Below are 15,563 nucleotides of genomic sequence, written 5' to 3' on the forward strand. Positions count from 1 at the left end.
CCTTAAAAATACAAAATTGGTTATACATATCTAGGTAATGACTAATATATAATTTTTTGAAGAAAAACTATGCGTTCATAATAATTTTTGACTTTAATTATACCGAAAATCGGTTTTAGGCGTTTAAAAAATTAATAGTACTTTTGATGAATAGAAATTTGTTTTTAAATGAAAAAAATCTTACAACTAACATTAGTTTTTATCGCTATTTTCGCTTCAACTAACCTTGCCAGCGCGCAGTTACCATCCCAACATGCAATTGGTGCCCGATTTGGTTCGGCAACAGGATTGACATATCGTTATACAATGAATCCTAACAAAGCTTTGGAAGGTATCCTAAGCATTCAGGGCAACTCGGAATACAGCAGATTCCGCTTGGTAGGTCTCTATGAAAACCACATGCCATTGTACAATGATTTCTCTTGGTTCTGGGGTTTTGGTGGTTCCATCGGTTCTTATACCAGTAAAGCATTCACCAACAAAGAAGGACAGCGTTTCGACAAGCATTCTGAAATGGCACTTAGTGTCGATGGTATCGTCGGAGTGGAATACAAAATTCCGGAAGCTCCACTAGCATTGTCACTAGATATCAAACCCTATTTCGATTTCCTACAAGAAAGTGGATTCAGGATCTGGGATGGAGTTGGATTCTCGATAAGATATACGTTTTAACAACCAATAACGCCTTGCTTTTTGAAAGCAAGGCGTTATTGGTTGTTAAGAGTATTTAGTAATAAGTATTTAGTATTTAGACCTATGGCTGCCATAGAACCTTCCTAGTATTGATTATTATTAAATTCATTCGACATGCTATTTAAATCACCACAGCAAAATAATTGTCCCCTTGAGGTAGTGTAAATCGCAACTCGTCTCCATAGTAAGAAATCCGTTTTTGTCCAATCTTATTCTGAGCATTTAGCGAAGAATCTGTACGGTTGTTCCCCCTAAGATCCTGTCATCCTTAACCGAAGGTTAAGGAGCTGTAAACCAATACAATGCATGGTATTTTTTATTTTGTAGTTTTACATGTTGAGATACCACAAATGAATATCCAACTCTACCGTCTAAATACTAAATACTAACTACTAAATACTAAAACCTAAATCCCCTTCTCCGTATCCACCGCATTATGCTCCCGATAGACTTTTTCGCCTATGACACCTTCGTCGCCAAGTGCTCTTCCTTTGATGAGCCAGGAGATCCCAAACATCCAAAGGGCTAAGGCTTCAAATACAAGGGTCGAGTAGGGGAATAATTTTAGGGGTACCATGACCACGCATACAATAATCCCATAGCCACAGAATCTGTAGATGCGGTTCTCATTGAACATGCTGACGGGGATATCAGTGTTTTTTTGTTGCCCGATGGTAAAGACATTAATGGACAATAGGGCAAAGATGGAAAAGAGAACGCCAGCAAAGGCATAGTGGAGCCAAGTTAAGCTGAAGTTGATCAAGGTGCACTTCAAACAGGAATCTGAAATGGGGTCCGTTGGAATGAAAGCTACCCCGAATGCCATGATTCCAGCGACGTTCGTCAGTAAATTATCGTTTTTGAAGATCGATTTATTGCCATTTCCCTTATAGCAGATCAAAAATAAGCCTACTGCACATAAGGTACCCGTAAAGATCTCTCGAAGGTTTGTATAGTAATAGTGGCTGATGGAAGGCTGTATTTTGGTCGTAAAGAATTTGATGAGGGAGAGCAGTACTAAAATAGTGGGTAGGAAAATACCTAGATAGCCTATTGCTCTACGGAGCCGCCGATAAGCATAGAGGTTGTGGTTTTGTATGGGTTTTATTTGCATGGCCGTAATTGGTTAAACGGTACGGAACCTATAATTGGTCTTAGGTTCGATTCTGTTAATTGTGTGCCATTAAAAATAATGAAAAATTTGAAATAAATTATTGATAATGAGTGACTAATTAGTTTTGATGAGCGAAAACAAAATACCCTGCAACGAAAGGAGTTCCATTGCAGGGTATTGGTATATTGTTAAGATTATAGAGAAAGCCAGATATCACCTAATCTTCTCTGCTCTTCGGTGCTGTCTTCTTTTCTTTCAATGACATAGGAAACCTTTTCACTAGCTTTTAAATGGATCGTGATTTCACGCATTAGGCCATCTCTAGCAACCAAGATCTGCAAGGCATCGCCAATTTGGCTGTTGAGAACAGCTTGATCCAATTCTCTTCCCATCGGATCTAATCGATTGCCATTCACTGCCACGATCTCATCATCCACATTCAATCCATCCACCCATGCTGCGGAATTGCGGTCTACATTCTTGATGATGGTACGCCCATCCTGATGGGATACCTTGATCCCTATGCTCGCAGTTTTTGTGGCTTTGTTGGTATCTATAAATTGATAACCTATAGCATTGAAATAGGCATTATAGTCTATCTCCTCGGTGGTATACACGGCATCAAAAATCTCTTTTAGGGATATTCCCGAAACTTCTTCTGCTAATTCCTGGAATTCCTGCTCGGTGATTCCTCTATTCTCAATAAGGTAATATCTATCATAGGCGGCTTTCAGGACATTGTCCAAGCGTTTGCTGCCCTTTGTTTTTGCAATAATACTGATATCGATCATGGTAGCCAACATCGCGCCCTTATTGTAATAGGAAATGCTGACGTTGGATGAGTTCTCATCCGGACGATATTGTTTGATCCAGGTATCAAAACTGGAAAGACCTACCGATTGCACCTTATGACCAGGGCGGTTCAACACCAAGTTGAATTCTGAAACCAATTCGTTCAGATATTCCTGTTCATTCCTAAAACCACATCTTCGGGTTATCAGGTTGTCGTAATAAGCGGTGAATCCTTCAAAGATCCATAACAAAGCTGTGTAATTCTCCTCATCATAGTTGAAAGGACCCAAATTGGCTGGTCTTAAACGCTTGACATTCCAGAGGTGGAAATATTCATGGGCGACCAAGCTCAAGAAATTATTATAAGTGATGTTATTGGAATATGCTGATCTCGAAGCTGCCAAAACAGTCGAATTCAGGTGTTCCAAACCACCATGAGAGCTTTGGTAGTTATGGGTGATAAAAACATATCGATCATTCGGATTCGATCCCCAGATCGCCGTTTCTACCTCTACAATTTTGGTAATATCTTCCGACAAGCGGTCCCTGTCGTAGTTCGCCGTTCCCACCATGGCAAATTCATGCGGAATACCGGCAGCATTGAAGGTCCAGCTATCTTGGTTTCCGATCTCTAAAGGAGAGTCAAACAGGATGTCAAAATTATCCGCAAAGAATAGGTTCAGTTTACCTTCCACCAAATCCAGGCCGGTGGAAATCTTGGACCAAAAACTTGGAAGCTCGACCTGTACGGTCGATGCATGGTCCAGATAGCCATCAAGATACAAGAAAGTACCAGCAGGACTGATAAAGGCATGTTGATCATCCACAAAATTGGTGCGTACCGATCTTTCAAAGCTATAAACCCGATAGGAAACCTTTACCTGCGAACCTTTTGAATGAACTCTCCAGGTATTCTTGTTGATTTTATCAAATTCAAGTGCTGTTCCTTTTGCGTCTTCTACTTTCATCTGCTCCACATTTTTCGCAAACTCACGGATTAAGTAGGAGCCAGGGGTCCAGACCGGCATCTTGAGGTCAAGGTAATCTTGACCAAATCCTTCTAGAATCATTCGAACCTCCACATAATGTGCTTGGGGTTCAATAAAAGATAATTGGAACTGTATACTGCTATTACTCATAATTCTTTAACGTAAAAAGGGAAACCTTGTTTGGTATCCCTTATTTTCTTTTATAAACTTCAAAAGTATAGTCGAACTTGTGCTTTTCATCCTTATGATGGGGGTCTTGGCTGACCAATTCCCATTCATTCGCCGGCAATTCGGGGAAGAAAGCATCTGCATTAGGAATGTCGGTGTGAACCCGGGTAAAAAGGACTTCGTCGGCCAGAGGCAAAGCCTGTTTGAAGATCTCTGCTCCACCAATGATGAATATTTCCTTTTCATCTCTACAGTAGTTCATGACTGCATCTATACTATTCGCTACATCAACTTCCTCGGCTTTAAATTGAGGCTGTCTGCTGATCACGATATTCCTTCTGCCCGGCAGGGCTTTGCCGATGGATTCAAAGGTCTTCCTGCCCATGACAATGGAATGGTCCATGGTCTTGGCTTTAAAGTATTTGAAATCATTGGGTAAATGCCAAGGCATTTGGTTATCTATTCCAATTGCATTATTCTCGGCTGCCGCCACAATAAATGTAACTTTAGGATAACTCATTTAAATATTTTAGTTTTTTATACAGCTACGGGAGCTTTGATATGCGGGTGATGTTCGTAATTGACCAATTCAAAATCTTCAAATTTGAAATCGAAGATGTCCTTAACCTCAGGATTGATCTTCATTTGCGGAAGAGGTTTTGGGTCACGAGACAATTGCAGTTCGGTCTGCTCAAAGTGGTTGCTGTAGATATGCGCATCCCCAAGGGTATGGACAAATTCAGCGGCTTCCATATCACATACTTGTGCCACCATCATGGTCAAGAGGGCATAGGAAGCGATATTGAAGGGTACCCCTAAGAAAATATCGGCACTGCGTTGGTATAATTGGCAGGAAAGCTGCGGTTTCATTATCCCTTTCTCCGGCTGCGCTGGAGCCACATAGAATTGGAAGAAAGCGTGGCATGGCGGCAAAGCCATGTTTTCGATTTCAGCCACATTCCATGCCGAGACAATGATCCTACGGGAGTCCGGGGTGTTCTTCAATTGATTGATCACTTGGGTGATCTGGTCAATATGACGGCCATCAGGAGTAGGCCATGAGCGCCACTGTGATCCATAAACTGGACCTAAGTTGCCGTTTTCATCTGCCCATTCATCCCAAATGCTCACGCCATTTTCCTTGAGGTATTGGATGTTCGTCTCGCCTTTCAGGAACCAGATCAACTCATGGATAATGGAACGTAAATGTAACTTTTTGGTCGTTACAAGTGGAAAACCATCTTTCAAGTTGAAACGCATCTGATACCCAAATACACTTTTAGTTCCTGTTCCAGTTCGGTCCGTTTTCTCAACACCAGTCGTGTATACGTGTTCAAGTAAGTCTAAATACTGTTTCATTGATTCCCCTTGATTTTTTTCTCCTACGAAGATACCCTTTTTTTTGAAAATGTATTTTGCTTTTTGAGGCCTTTGCGGAACTTTCCGGTTTTTTTACACTCCCGGGTTAAATCATTAAAATATCACAATTCATCAATACTGAACATTTTGCATCATTTTATGTATTTTTGCAAAATATTATGGGAAAAAAAGTTGCTTTCTATACGTTGGGATGTAAGCTGAATTTTTCAGAAACCTCCTCTATAGGTCGTATCTTTAAGGATGCGGGTTATGAAACTACGCCTTTCAATAGTGCGGCAGATGTTTATGTGATCAATACATGTTCGGTTACCGACCATGCTGACCGCAAGTGCCGAAAGGTCGTGAAGGAAGCCCTGAAGCATTCCCCAAATGCCTATATCACCATTGTTGGCTGTTATGCGCAATTGAAACCCAAGGAAATCTCTGAAATACCAGGCGTGGACATGGTCCTTGGTGCTGCTGAAAAATTCAATATCATCGAACATATCGATGACCTGACCAAGAACGAAAAAGCAGTGGTCCACAATGCGCCTATCGATGAAACCAATCAATTCGTTTCTGCATTCTCCATTGGCGACCGTACCAGAACCTTCTTGAAAGTTCAGGATGGCTGCGATTATTCTTGTACCTTCTGTACGATTCCTTTGGCACGTGGTGCCAGCCGTTCAGGCAAGATTGAGGATATCGTTCGCCAAGCCGAAGAGATTGCCGCTTCAGGTGTCAAGGAAATCGTTTTGACCGGAGTCAATATCGGTGACTACGGCATCCGTGATGGAAAACGACAAGATCGTTTTGTGGATCTGGTAAAAGCATTGGATGAGGTGGAAGGAATCGATAGAATCCGTATTTCCAGCATCGAACCCAATCTGTTGACCAATGAGATCATTGAATTTGTCGCCCAGTCCAAAAGATTTGTGCCGCATTTCCACATGCCCCTACAGTCGGGAAACAATAAGGTGCTTGCCCAAATGAGACGCCGTTACAAACGCGAATTGTATAGCGAACGGGTAGCTAAGATCAAATCCTTGATGCCAAACTGCTGTATTGGAGTGGATGTAATCGTAGGATTCCCTGGCGAGACCCGCGAAGATTTTATAGATACTTACAACTTCTTGAATGAGATGGATACCTCTTACCTACATGTATTCACTTATTCCGAACGTGAAAATACCATTGCCGCTCAAATGGAAGGTGCCGTACCGGGTGCCCAACGTAGCGATAGAAGCAAGATGTTGCATATCCTTTCTGAAAAGAAACGTAGAGCCTTCTACGAATCGCAGTTAGGTGCTATCGATGAGGTGCTATTTGAAGGTGATATCAAAGATGGTTATATGCATGGTTTCTCCAAGAACTATGTGAAAGTGCGTACACCTTATGATCCTTTGTTGGTAAACGAGGTGGTTCCCGTTAAGTTCATTTCCATTTCTGAAAATGGGGATGTGGATATCGAGGAATTGCCAGAGGTATTAGCGCATTAATCGGATAGAAGATCCCAGATTTTTTTTGGTTTTATTCTGACTTGGTTCGGGACTTGTTCGAGTCTCATTCGAGGCATATTCGGAAACGTTCGGATTGGATAGAATTATTTCTAACCATTTCCCGAACATGTCTCGAAGCAATCTCGAATAAGGTCAAGATTTAGACCATTCCTTTTGGTCTAAATCCTGCCTTTCCTTATGCTATTTTTGTGCCCTTTGTAATGGGGATTGATTTCTTTGATGAGTTGAATTTGAGCTGCTAAGCATTTCTTCTTCTGAAGCTATCAAACTCTTTGTGCAGACGCATCAACTTGAAGGTTGAACTGATCAGCTCATTGGTTTCAAGAAGGATGGAGAAGTACAGCCTGCTGTTTTTTGGACTGTTTTCAGAAGTCCTGATCCGGTCTATCTGTTTGTCCAACAGGTTGTTGATGTATTCTTGGATATCTTCTCTTTCTTTGATAATCTCGTCTATTTTGCTGAAATCCAATCGCTTATAGGTCATGTTGATTTTTGAGAACCATTCAGCGATTCTTTCTACCACATATTTCAAGTCTTTTGCTTGGCTGATCTTCAGTGGTTTATGGTTGTTGTCAACATGCGACATGGCATTGGAGTTGATGACTGCCACGTTTTCCACCATATCCTGTTGGTAACCTAGGGAAATGATGTAATAGCGGCTTCCCTTAACGGAGTTATCATCCAAGCTGCGGATATAATCATACATCGCATTGTTGGTCGAATTCAGGTCGTTCTGCAATTTCTTGATCAGCTTTTTGTTGCTTGTCAGAGCATCCAGGTCTTCCTTGATCAAGGAGTCTATGGCTTCCTTAAAGAAAAGGTTGGTCTTAGAGAAGGTTTCACTGATCTGTTGCGCAGAGGTTTCAATAACCTGTTGCAGACCGATGATGTCGCCTTTTTCCAGGTTCAGTTCTTGCAATGCCTTGGCTTTGATCTTGCGGTCATGGCTCTTGGCATTTCTATAGAGCAATAGGGCAAGGACAATTAGGGAGATCACAAAGGTGACGATACCACCAATCTTCAGGAAGAAAGCAAAGATAACCGCCCCAGCGAATGCACAGCCCGCAGTCACGAACCAACCGCCGATGACATGGAACACTCCCGATACACGGTATACCGCACTTTCACGGCCCCAAGCGCGATCTGCAAATGCAGAACCCATGGCCACCATAAAGGTAACATAGGTGGTAGAAAGTGGAAGTTTCATCGAGGTACCTAAAGCGATCAGACTGGAGGCAACCATGAGGTTGACCGAAGCCCGGATCATATCAAACATAGGTTCATCTTTTGACTTCTTTTTCTTTCTATGAGCTGTCAATAATGGATTTTCAAATTTCTTGTCCAAGCTAGCTTGCAAGGTTCGTGGCATCAAATAGCTCAGACCTGAGCCAATTCTGATAAATCCCCTAACGATACTACGCGATAGCATATTGGACTTGAATTTCTCCGTGCCATCCCCTTGATTAGAAAGGCTCATTTCAGTTTCGATAACTGTCTTAGCCTTTTTAGAAGTCCATAAGGTGATTACCATAATGATACCTGCACACAATAGGATCCAGGTAGGAGCGACGATTTCGCTGGACGCCAAAGCATCCATCATATAAGTTTCGGAATTGGCTCCTGGAATGGACTGGAAGATCTCTACCGATTGAGCCGCCGCAACGGGTACACCGATAAAGTTGACCAAGTCGTTTCCAGCGAATGAAAGCGCTAACGCGAAAGTACCGATGCCGATAATTACCTTTAAAATATTATAACCCAATAGGTTGATGATGTAGCTCAAGATGGTGAAGACCACGAATGATCCACCTAGAAGTAGCAATTCATGGGTCGCAACCCAATCTTTAACATCAGAACCTATGAAGGATACGCCTTTCATCCCTTTGATCAGGATGAAGTAGGAGATAGATGCCATGGCGATACCGCCAAAGAATACGCCAATGGTCTTTAATTTTTTTTCAAATTGGAAAGTGAACAATACCCTGGAAATATACTGTACGGCCATACCAACGGTAAAGGAAATGACGACGGACAATAGGATACTATAGACAATTTCGGAGGCTTTATCCGTATTGATATAGGAAGAAAGGGTAGACCAATCACCGTCCTTAATGGCAATATTGTAGATGGCCAAACAGATGGCAGCACCTAAGAGTTCGAATACAATGGATACGGTGGTCGAAGTTGGGAGGCCGAAATAATTGAAGACATCTAATAAAATGATATCCGTAATCATGACGGCGAGAAATATGGTTATTACATCATCGAAGGAGAATTTACTGGGGACGTAGATGCCGCTCCTGGCGATTTCCATCATTCCGCTCGAAAAGACCGATCCGAAAAGGATACCCAAACTGGCAATGATCATAATGCTTTTGAAAGGGATGGCTTTCGATCCAATGGCTGAATTCAGGAAGTTTACAGCATCGTTACTAACACCGACCATCAGGTCTATAATTGCTAAGACAGCAAGCGTGATGAGTACGAGATAAAGGTAGTTCTCCATAATGTATTTGTTTTCAATCTAGATTGTTATGGGTGATCAGACTAAAACTGAAATATAATTTCTAAAACTGCAAGTATAGCGTAAAAACCTTAAAATTTAGCTATTTGTTTTCAAATTATTCTTCCAGAATATCGTCAGAAGAATAAAAATAACACCGACCCATTTAACCCAGCTAACCGATTCTTGCAGCACCAAGTAGGACATGCAGACTGCCACTGGCAATTCTACGGCACTCAGGACGGCCCCAAGGGAATAGCCCACTTTAGGCATTCCATAAGCAAAGAGCAAGGGTGGGATAACGGTTCCAAAAATGGAAAGCAACAAGCCATAAGGCAGGATGCCGATGAAAGTTTCGGGGCTGAACAAGCTAAAGGGTTGTAAGCTGATCAGGATCAGGAACAAGGCTCCGCTGATCATCATGGCGCTTTTATGGATTGGATGGTAATCATTGCCCACGCGACCATTGACGATCATAAAGATGGAATAGGCCGTTGCAGCCAACAGACCGTAGCCAATCCCCAACAAAGAGAAGGATTCAAGGGGTTCCTCGATCATTCCAGTAGCGAAGACGGTACCGGCAAGGATAGCGAGGATAACGATGATTTGGCTGAGCTGCGGTTTTACCTTAAAGAAAATCAGTTCGATAATCTGCCCGATCCAGATGTACTGCATCAGCAAGACGATGGCTAATGATGCAGGCACCAGTTCTACACATTTATAATATAATATGCTGACCATCCCTGTGCTAATACCACTGAGGTAGATTTTCCATTTCGGACTTAGGGGTACTTGGGATTTCTGTTTCTGGGAGTTTTTAATGAGTAGCCAAGTTAGCCAGAGGAAGATGACCCCTAAGAGGGCTTGGATTCCGGTCACTTCGCCTAGGTTGTAACCTTGGGCATAGGCTTTTTTAACAAAGGTGGATAGAATTCCGAAGCTCGCGGCTCCAATGAATACGGCTATTGCGCCTTTTGTTTTATTCATGGCGCAAAAGTAAATGAAATAAAGACTATGCGCTAAGGGTAAAAACAGTTGATGACACAGAAAAGACAAATCAAATCGTTCAGGTAAAAATTAGCGTCCATAAAATTTGGTTGTCACGACAAATATTTTGCTCCAAAAACCGGTTTTTAAGGATTATTAACCTATATTGTGCGGCTTAGGCAAATAATTAAATCACATTTGTGGAAAAAAACAGGTGGCATTTGATTGTATAGCTTGATATTTTTGATTTGGAGGTTTTGGATGAAGATTAATTACAGCTTATTACTTTTTCTTTTGGCGGCAATTGTGTTGAGTTCCTGTGGAGCGAAACGAAAAACTGCGGGCGGAGCTTCCTATGGAAGTGTAAAGCCTAAGAAAGGAGCACCGATTTCGGATGCCAGTGATGCGCGCGGGATGGAGTATTCGGGTAATAAGTTGGATAATTATGCGGAATTATTGGGCGTGAAGACCAAAGATCTGGATAATAAGAGTCTGTACCTGATGATCGACGAATGGATGGGCACTCCACACCGAATGGGTGGAATGGATAAAAGAGGGGTGGACTGTTCGGGTTTTGTGACCTTGATGTACGATAGGATCTATGGAAAAGAGCTGCCGAGGACATCCAGGGACATGGCCGACAATGTGAAGCGCAAGTATGAGAAGCAATTGAAAGAAGGGGACCTGGTGTTCTTTTCATTTGGTGGGCGTAATATCGATCATGTGGGCATCTACTTGCACAATGGCAAGTTTGTGCATGTGTCTACGCGTAAAGGCGTGATCATTTCCAACCTGAACGATAGTTGGTATTATAAATATTTCAAGCGGAGCGGTACGCCAAAGGGATAGTGGCTGTTGTTTTATGACAGTATTATGTCCGATATTCGGCTTTATTCTCAAATAAGCCTGTTATAATCTGTACAAATCCCTATTTTTGTGCACATTTTATAGCGTATCATGTCAGAAAAAACTAAAAAGATTTTCTTAGGGCTATGTGTAGTAGTTCCATTTTTAATTTACTGTGTGTATTACTATTCATCGATGGTGAAAAATGCACCATACCGGTATTCGGATTTCGACCATATCGAAATTACTTATGGATTTCCGGATTCGATGTTGAATCACTTCAATTCCAAGACACAGGAGTACGATTACCTTACTAAAGACAATAAGCTGGTAGAGGATAGCTTGAAACTTCGTGACAATGACCTGTTGTATCTACACAGGAAAGCGCAGGAGTTGGGCTTCTGGAATTTACCAGATGATATGACGGTTGATTTAAGCAAGAGGGCAGCTGGCGAGCGTAAGCCAAGGTATAAGCTGACCTTCGCATATAAAGAAAAAACGAAGACTGTAACCTTTGATCCGGACTATCCGGGACCAGATAAAATGGTGGAAGCAGGCCGTACCACGATCGATGAAGTGGTAAGGATGCTGGCGACGGCAAAGGCGAGATAAAAGGAAATTTATTATTTAATTTTCTCTTAACAGTAACTTTAACCAATAGCCCTACTTTTGAGTCAAGTAATTTGTTTCAATAAATTGTTTGGTGATTTAAAGGTTATTAGGTAAAACAATTAAGAAAAAGGGTCGATGTGATATCGGTCCTTTTTTTTATTTATTGAATTTCGATTAATCTCCTGAAAACTAAAATGATGCTCCCTTCCCTTCTGAAAATAATTGAGAATCTCCGTTTTTGTGGAGATAATTCTACCGTTATTTTATGAGGTAATTATTGATATTAATTGTTAATTTGTATCCAAATAATAAATTATGGAAACAAAAACATTATCAAAATTCATTGCTGAACTGATTGGAACATTTGGTTTGGTATTGTTTGGCTGTGGTGCTGCAGCGGTTGCCGGAGGTGACACGCTTGCACATACATCAGGCCTAGGGTTATTGGGGATTTCCTTGGCATTTGGTTTATCCGTGGTAGTTTTCGCCTATGCGATTGGCGGTGTATCGGGTTGTCACATCAATCCGGCGGTTACCTTGGGTGTCCTAGTCTCGGGCAGAATGTCAGGAAAGGATGCTATAGTTTATATTGCTGCCCAAGTATTGGGTGGTATTTTAGGTGCCTTTGTGTTGAAGACTATTTTGTCCGGTCAGTTAGCAGGTTTCAGTGCTGGCGAATGGGCTTATGGATCGAACGGCTGGGGTGCAGGTTATCAAAATGAATACGGCATGATGGCGGCGTTTATTACCGAAACGGTATTGACAGCGCTGTTCTTGTTCGTTATTTTGGGGACCACATCAAAACTTGGAAATGGAACGATGGCGGGTTTAGCGATCGGTTTTTCCTTAGTGTTGATCCACATGGTTGCTATTCCTATCACAGGGACTTCAGTAAATCCTGCTAGAAGCCTTGGTCCTGCGATCTTTGCGGGTGGAAATGCAATTTCTCAGGTTTGGTTGTTCTTGGTTGCTCCGTTTGTGGGTGCCGTAATTGGTGCTGTACTTTGGAGATTGGTGCAGAACGAACCAAAAACCGCGTAATTGAAAATATTATTTTGATTAATTTAAATGGAGAGAGTTGCCTGAAAAGGTGACTCTTTTTTTTGAACCAGGATTGGGGTCGACTCCGCTCACCCGACGAGGATGGGAGGATGGACCAAGATCATGGAATGAACCAGGATGTGGCTCGACTCCGCTCGCCAAACATAGATGGGAGGATGGACCAAGATTGTAACTCATTCCTTCGTCAAGAGAAATGTTCTGAAAACGGTTTTTGTTTGTGCCAAACTTTGAAAATGATTATCTTCGTGCATGGATAATTTCATTGTCTCTGCGCGCAAATATAGGCCGGTCACTTTTGACTCGGTAGTAGGGCAGCAACACATTACCGGAACACTTAAGAATGCAATACATAACAATCAGTTAGCTCAGGCATTTCTGTTCTGTGGTCCTCGTGGTGTTGGTAAAACTACTTGTGCCCGTATCTTGGCCAAGACAATTAACTGTGAGCATATCACGGAATCGAATGAGGCTTGTGGGCAATGTGATAGCTGTAAATCTTTCCAGAATGGAAATTCTTTCAGCATTCATGAGCTGGATGCAGCTTCGAATAACTCCGTAGATGATATCCGTTCATTGATTGATCAAGTGAGGATCCCGCCTCAAACGGGAAAATACAAGATCTATATTATTGATGAGGTTCACATGCTTTCGCAACAGGCTTTCAATGCGTTTCTGAAAACCTTAGAGGAGCCACCTTCTTATGCGATCTTTATCTTAGCGACCACTGAAAAACATAAAATCCTCCCTACGATCCTTTCCCGTTGTCAGATCTTTGATTTCAATAGGATCAAAGTGGATGATATGGCAAGCCATCTCTCTGCTATTGCAGAGAAAGAAGGGGTGACCTATGAAATGGATGGTCTGCATGTAATTGCTCAAAAAGCGGACGGCGGTCTTCGGGATGCGCTTTCGATGTTTGATCAGATCGTCAGTTTTTCAAACAAGAACCTGACTTACCAAGCAGTAATCAACAATCTTAATATCCTGGATTATGATTATTACTTCCAACTGATGGATGCCATCGCCAGACAGGATGCTGCCAATACCTTGTTGATTTTTGATAAGGTGTTGAACAATGGATTTGATGGCGGACATTTTATTGCAGGTTTATCTTCGCATATCCGTAACCTATTGGTGAGCAAGGAACCAAGTACCTTGAAGCTGTTGGAGGTGAGTGAAAACGTGAAGAAAAGATATCTGGAACAGTCACAATCGCTTTCCAGCGGTTTATTGCTGTCTGCCCTGAATATTGCCAACCAATGTGAGGTCAATTATCGCAGTAGTAAAAACCAAAGATTGCAGGTAGAACTGTCCTTATTGAAAATGTGCCATATAGCGAGTGCCATTCAACTAGGAGCAGAAGGTCTACCAGCATTAGCTGAATTAAAAAAAAAACTCCCTAACCCAGGTATAAGCCCTAGTGCGGCAAATGGCTCTGCGCCAGCTGCAACGGGGAAAATTGCTTCTCCGGTGGCTCAACCCGCTTCGCAACCGGCAGCAATGCCAAAACCGGTGCCTAGTGCGCCTGTTGCTAAACCGGCTGTAGTTAGCTCAAATCCAGCTCCAGCGACAGATACTCCTAAACCAGCTGCTAGGGGATGGGGCAATATCAAAACTTCCATATCGGTACCTAATCTGAACACGATTTTTGACGATAAAAAGTCAGAAGCTGATGAAGAAAATGAATTGGTAGAAGGAAATGAGTTCTATGAGGTGACTCAGAACAGTTTTTTGAGCAAGTGGAATGAGTTTGCTGAAATCCTGCGTAGTGAAAGCAAGATTACGCTGTATACCATCATGACTTCGAATGCCCCAGTGCTAGAAGGGACAACGATCAAGGTAGAGGTGGAGAACATGGTGCAGATGGAAGAGCTGAAATTGGGCAAGATCGATATGTTGAACTACCTGAGGGTGCAATTGCGCAACTTCTCCTTGGATATTGACGGGCTGATGGTGGAGAAGACCAAAGAGCGCAAACCTTATACTTCACAAGAGAAATATCAAGCCATGGTTGCCAAAAATCCTATGCTTGATGAGTTGAGAAAAACATTTGATTTGGGTTTAAGCTAATCATTTTTCTTTTCTACCTTTGTACGAATTATTTTCAGGCTGTTAAGGCCTTTATCCATAACAATAACACATGCAAAATTTTCAACGTAGGGACAGGTCCGAAAAGCGTGAGACAAATCAGATGGTATTTGGGATCCGTGCTGTCATGGAAGCCATCGATAGCGGAAAAGAAATAGAATCCTTGTTTGTTCAACGTGGTCTGTCGGGACCTTTGTTTGCAGAATTCAAAGCTTTAGTAAAAGAGCAGAATCTAGCATTTCAACAGGTACCTATTGAAAAATTAAATAGAATTACCCGCAAGAACCATCAAGGGGTTATCGCGGTAATCTCTCCGATCACTTATCAGGACATTGAAGATCTATTGCCGACGATCTACGAAAAAGGAGAGACTCCTTTGTTGTTGATGTTGGATGGAGTTACGGATGTCAGGAATATGGGAGCGATAGCCCGTACAGCGGAATGTGCTGGCGTGCACGCGATCATTGTTCCTAAGAAAGGTTCGGCGGAGATCAATCCGGATGCAATCAAGACTTCGGCTGGAGCACTTTATAAGATTCCCGTTTGTAGACAGGACTCCTTAGGCCGTGTTGCCAAATTCTTGATTGATTCAGGAGTGCAATTGGTGGTGAGTACCGAAAAAACCAAAGAATCGATCTACGATGTGGATTATACTACCCCTAGCTGTATCATCATGGGAGCAGAGGATGTTGGTGTATCAGACGATTTGATCCGTATTGCGGATAAATTGGCTAAGATCCCAATGTTCGGCGAGATTGAATCCCTGAATGTTTCGGTTTCAGCAGCAGTGGTTATTTATGAAGCGGTTAGACAGCGCAATATCTCCTAAC

General features: G+C 42.2%; 13 protein-coding genes. 7 read left to right on the plus strand and 6 right to left on the minus strand.

Features of this window, described 5'->3' with window-relative positions; genetic code table 11:
- The first annotated feature begins 168 nt into the window (after positions 1 to 168).
- Entirely contained in the window at positions 169 to 672 is a 504-nt protein-coding gene (locus ACK2WI_RS08905) for a hypothetical protein (protein ID WP_409150425.1), read from the plus strand.
- Between the two features lie 427 nt (positions 673 to 1,099).
- Here the strand turns inward: ACK2WI_RS08905 and ACK2WI_RS08910 are convergent, their stop codons facing one another.
- The 4 genes from ACK2WI_RS08910 to ACK2WI_RS08925 all read right to left on the minus strand — a co-directional run bounded on the left by ACK2WI_RS08910 (position 1,100) and on the right by ACK2WI_RS08925 (position 5,115).
- Entirely contained in the window at positions 1,100 to 1,807 is a 708-nt protein-coding gene (locus ACK2WI_RS08910; RefSeq protein ID WP_409150427.1) for a hypothetical protein, read from the minus strand.
- Positions 1,808 to 2,001: 194 nt separating this feature from the next.
- Entirely contained in the window at positions 2,002 to 3,738 is a 1,737-nt protein-coding gene (locus tag ACK2WI_RS08915; protein ID WP_409150428.1) for a M61 family metallopeptidase, read from the minus strand.
- Positions 3,739 to 3,778: 40 nt separating this feature from the next.
- Complete coding sequence (locus tag ACK2WI_RS08920; protein WP_409150430.1) at positions 3,779 to 4,276, minus strand: dihydrofolate reductase; 498 nt, start codon at positions 4,274 to 4,276, stop codon at positions 3,779 to 3,781.
- A gap of 17 nt (positions 4,277 to 4,293) precedes the next feature.
- Complete coding sequence (locus tag ACK2WI_RS08925; protein WP_312697962.1) at positions 4,294 to 5,115, minus strand: thymidylate synthase; 822 nt, start codon at positions 5,113 to 5,115, stop codon at positions 4,294 to 4,296.
- Positions 5,116 to 5,294: 179 nt separating this feature from the next.
- On the opposite strand from ACK2WI_RS08925, the gene mtaB reads away from it, so the two are divergent.
- Positions 5,295 to 6,614 carry a tRNA (N(6)-L-threonylcarbamoyladenosine(37)-C(2))-methylthiotransferase MtaB gene (gene mtaB / locus ACK2WI_RS08930; RefSeq protein WP_312697961.1) on the plus strand — a complete coding sequence of 440 codons (1,320 nt, stop codon included), beginning with the start codon at positions 5,295 to 5,297 and terminating at the stop codon, positions 6,612 to 6,614.
- Positions 6,615 to 6,873: 259 nt separating this feature from the next.
- Here mtaB and ACK2WI_RS08935 read toward each other — a convergent pair whose 3' ends face one another.
- Positions 6,874 to 9,141 carry an inorganic phosphate transporter gene (locus ACK2WI_RS08935; protein WP_093094881.1) on the minus strand — a complete coding sequence of 756 codons (2,268 nt, stop codon included), beginning with the start codon at positions 9,139 to 9,141 and terminating at the stop codon, positions 6,874 to 6,876.
- A 96-nt stretch (positions 9,142 to 9,237) separates the two neighbouring features.
- On the minus strand, positions 9,238 to 10,125 hold the full coding sequence (locus ACK2WI_RS08940; protein WP_409150432.1) for an EamA family transporter: 888 nt from the start codon (positions 10,123 to 10,125) through the stop codon (positions 9,238 to 9,240).
- Positions 10,126 to 10,386: 261 nt separating this feature from the next.
- Between ACK2WI_RS08940 and ACK2WI_RS08945 the strand changes: the two genes are divergently transcribed.
- The 5 genes from ACK2WI_RS08945 (at position 10,387) to rlmB (ending at position 15,562) form a co-directional block, all read left to right on the plus strand.
- Entirely contained in the window at positions 10,387 to 10,974 is a 588-nt protein-coding gene (locus ACK2WI_RS08945; protein ID WP_093094884.1) for a C40 family peptidase, read from the plus strand.
- Between the two features lie 108 nt (positions 10,975 to 11,082).
- Positions 11,083 to 11,583: a hypothetical protein gene (locus tag ACK2WI_RS08950; protein WP_409150434.1), complete on the plus strand. Its 501-nt coding sequence runs from the start codon at positions 11,083 to 11,085 to the stop codon at positions 11,581 to 11,583.
- Between the two features lie 315 nt (positions 11,584 to 11,898).
- Positions 11,899 to 12,624, plus strand: coding sequence for an aquaporin Z (gene aqpZ / locus ACK2WI_RS08955; RefSeq protein WP_093094887.1), 726 nt, complete (start codon positions 11,899 to 11,901; stop codon positions 12,622 to 12,624).
- Positions 12,625 to 12,894: 270 nt separating this feature from the next.
- Positions 12,895 to 14,715: a DNA polymerase III subunit gamma/tau gene (locus tag ACK2WI_RS08960; protein ID WP_409150436.1), complete on the plus strand. Its 1,821-nt coding sequence runs from the start codon at positions 12,895 to 12,897 to the stop codon at positions 14,713 to 14,715.
- Between the two features lie 70 nt (positions 14,716 to 14,785).
- Positions 14,786 to 15,562, plus strand: a complete 777-nt coding sequence (rlmB, locus tag ACK2WI_RS08965; RefSeq protein WP_093094891.1) for a 23S rRNA (guanosine(2251)-2'-O)-methyltransferase RlmB — start codon at positions 14,786 to 14,788, stop codon at positions 15,560 to 15,562.
- Position 15,563: the final 1 nt, after the last annotated feature.

The organism is Sphingobacterium sp. BS-2 (assembly GCF_046161205.1).
Classification (GTDB): domain Bacteria; phylum Bacteroidota; class Bacteroidia; order Sphingobacteriales; family Sphingobacteriaceae; genus Sphingobacterium; species Sphingobacterium mizutaii.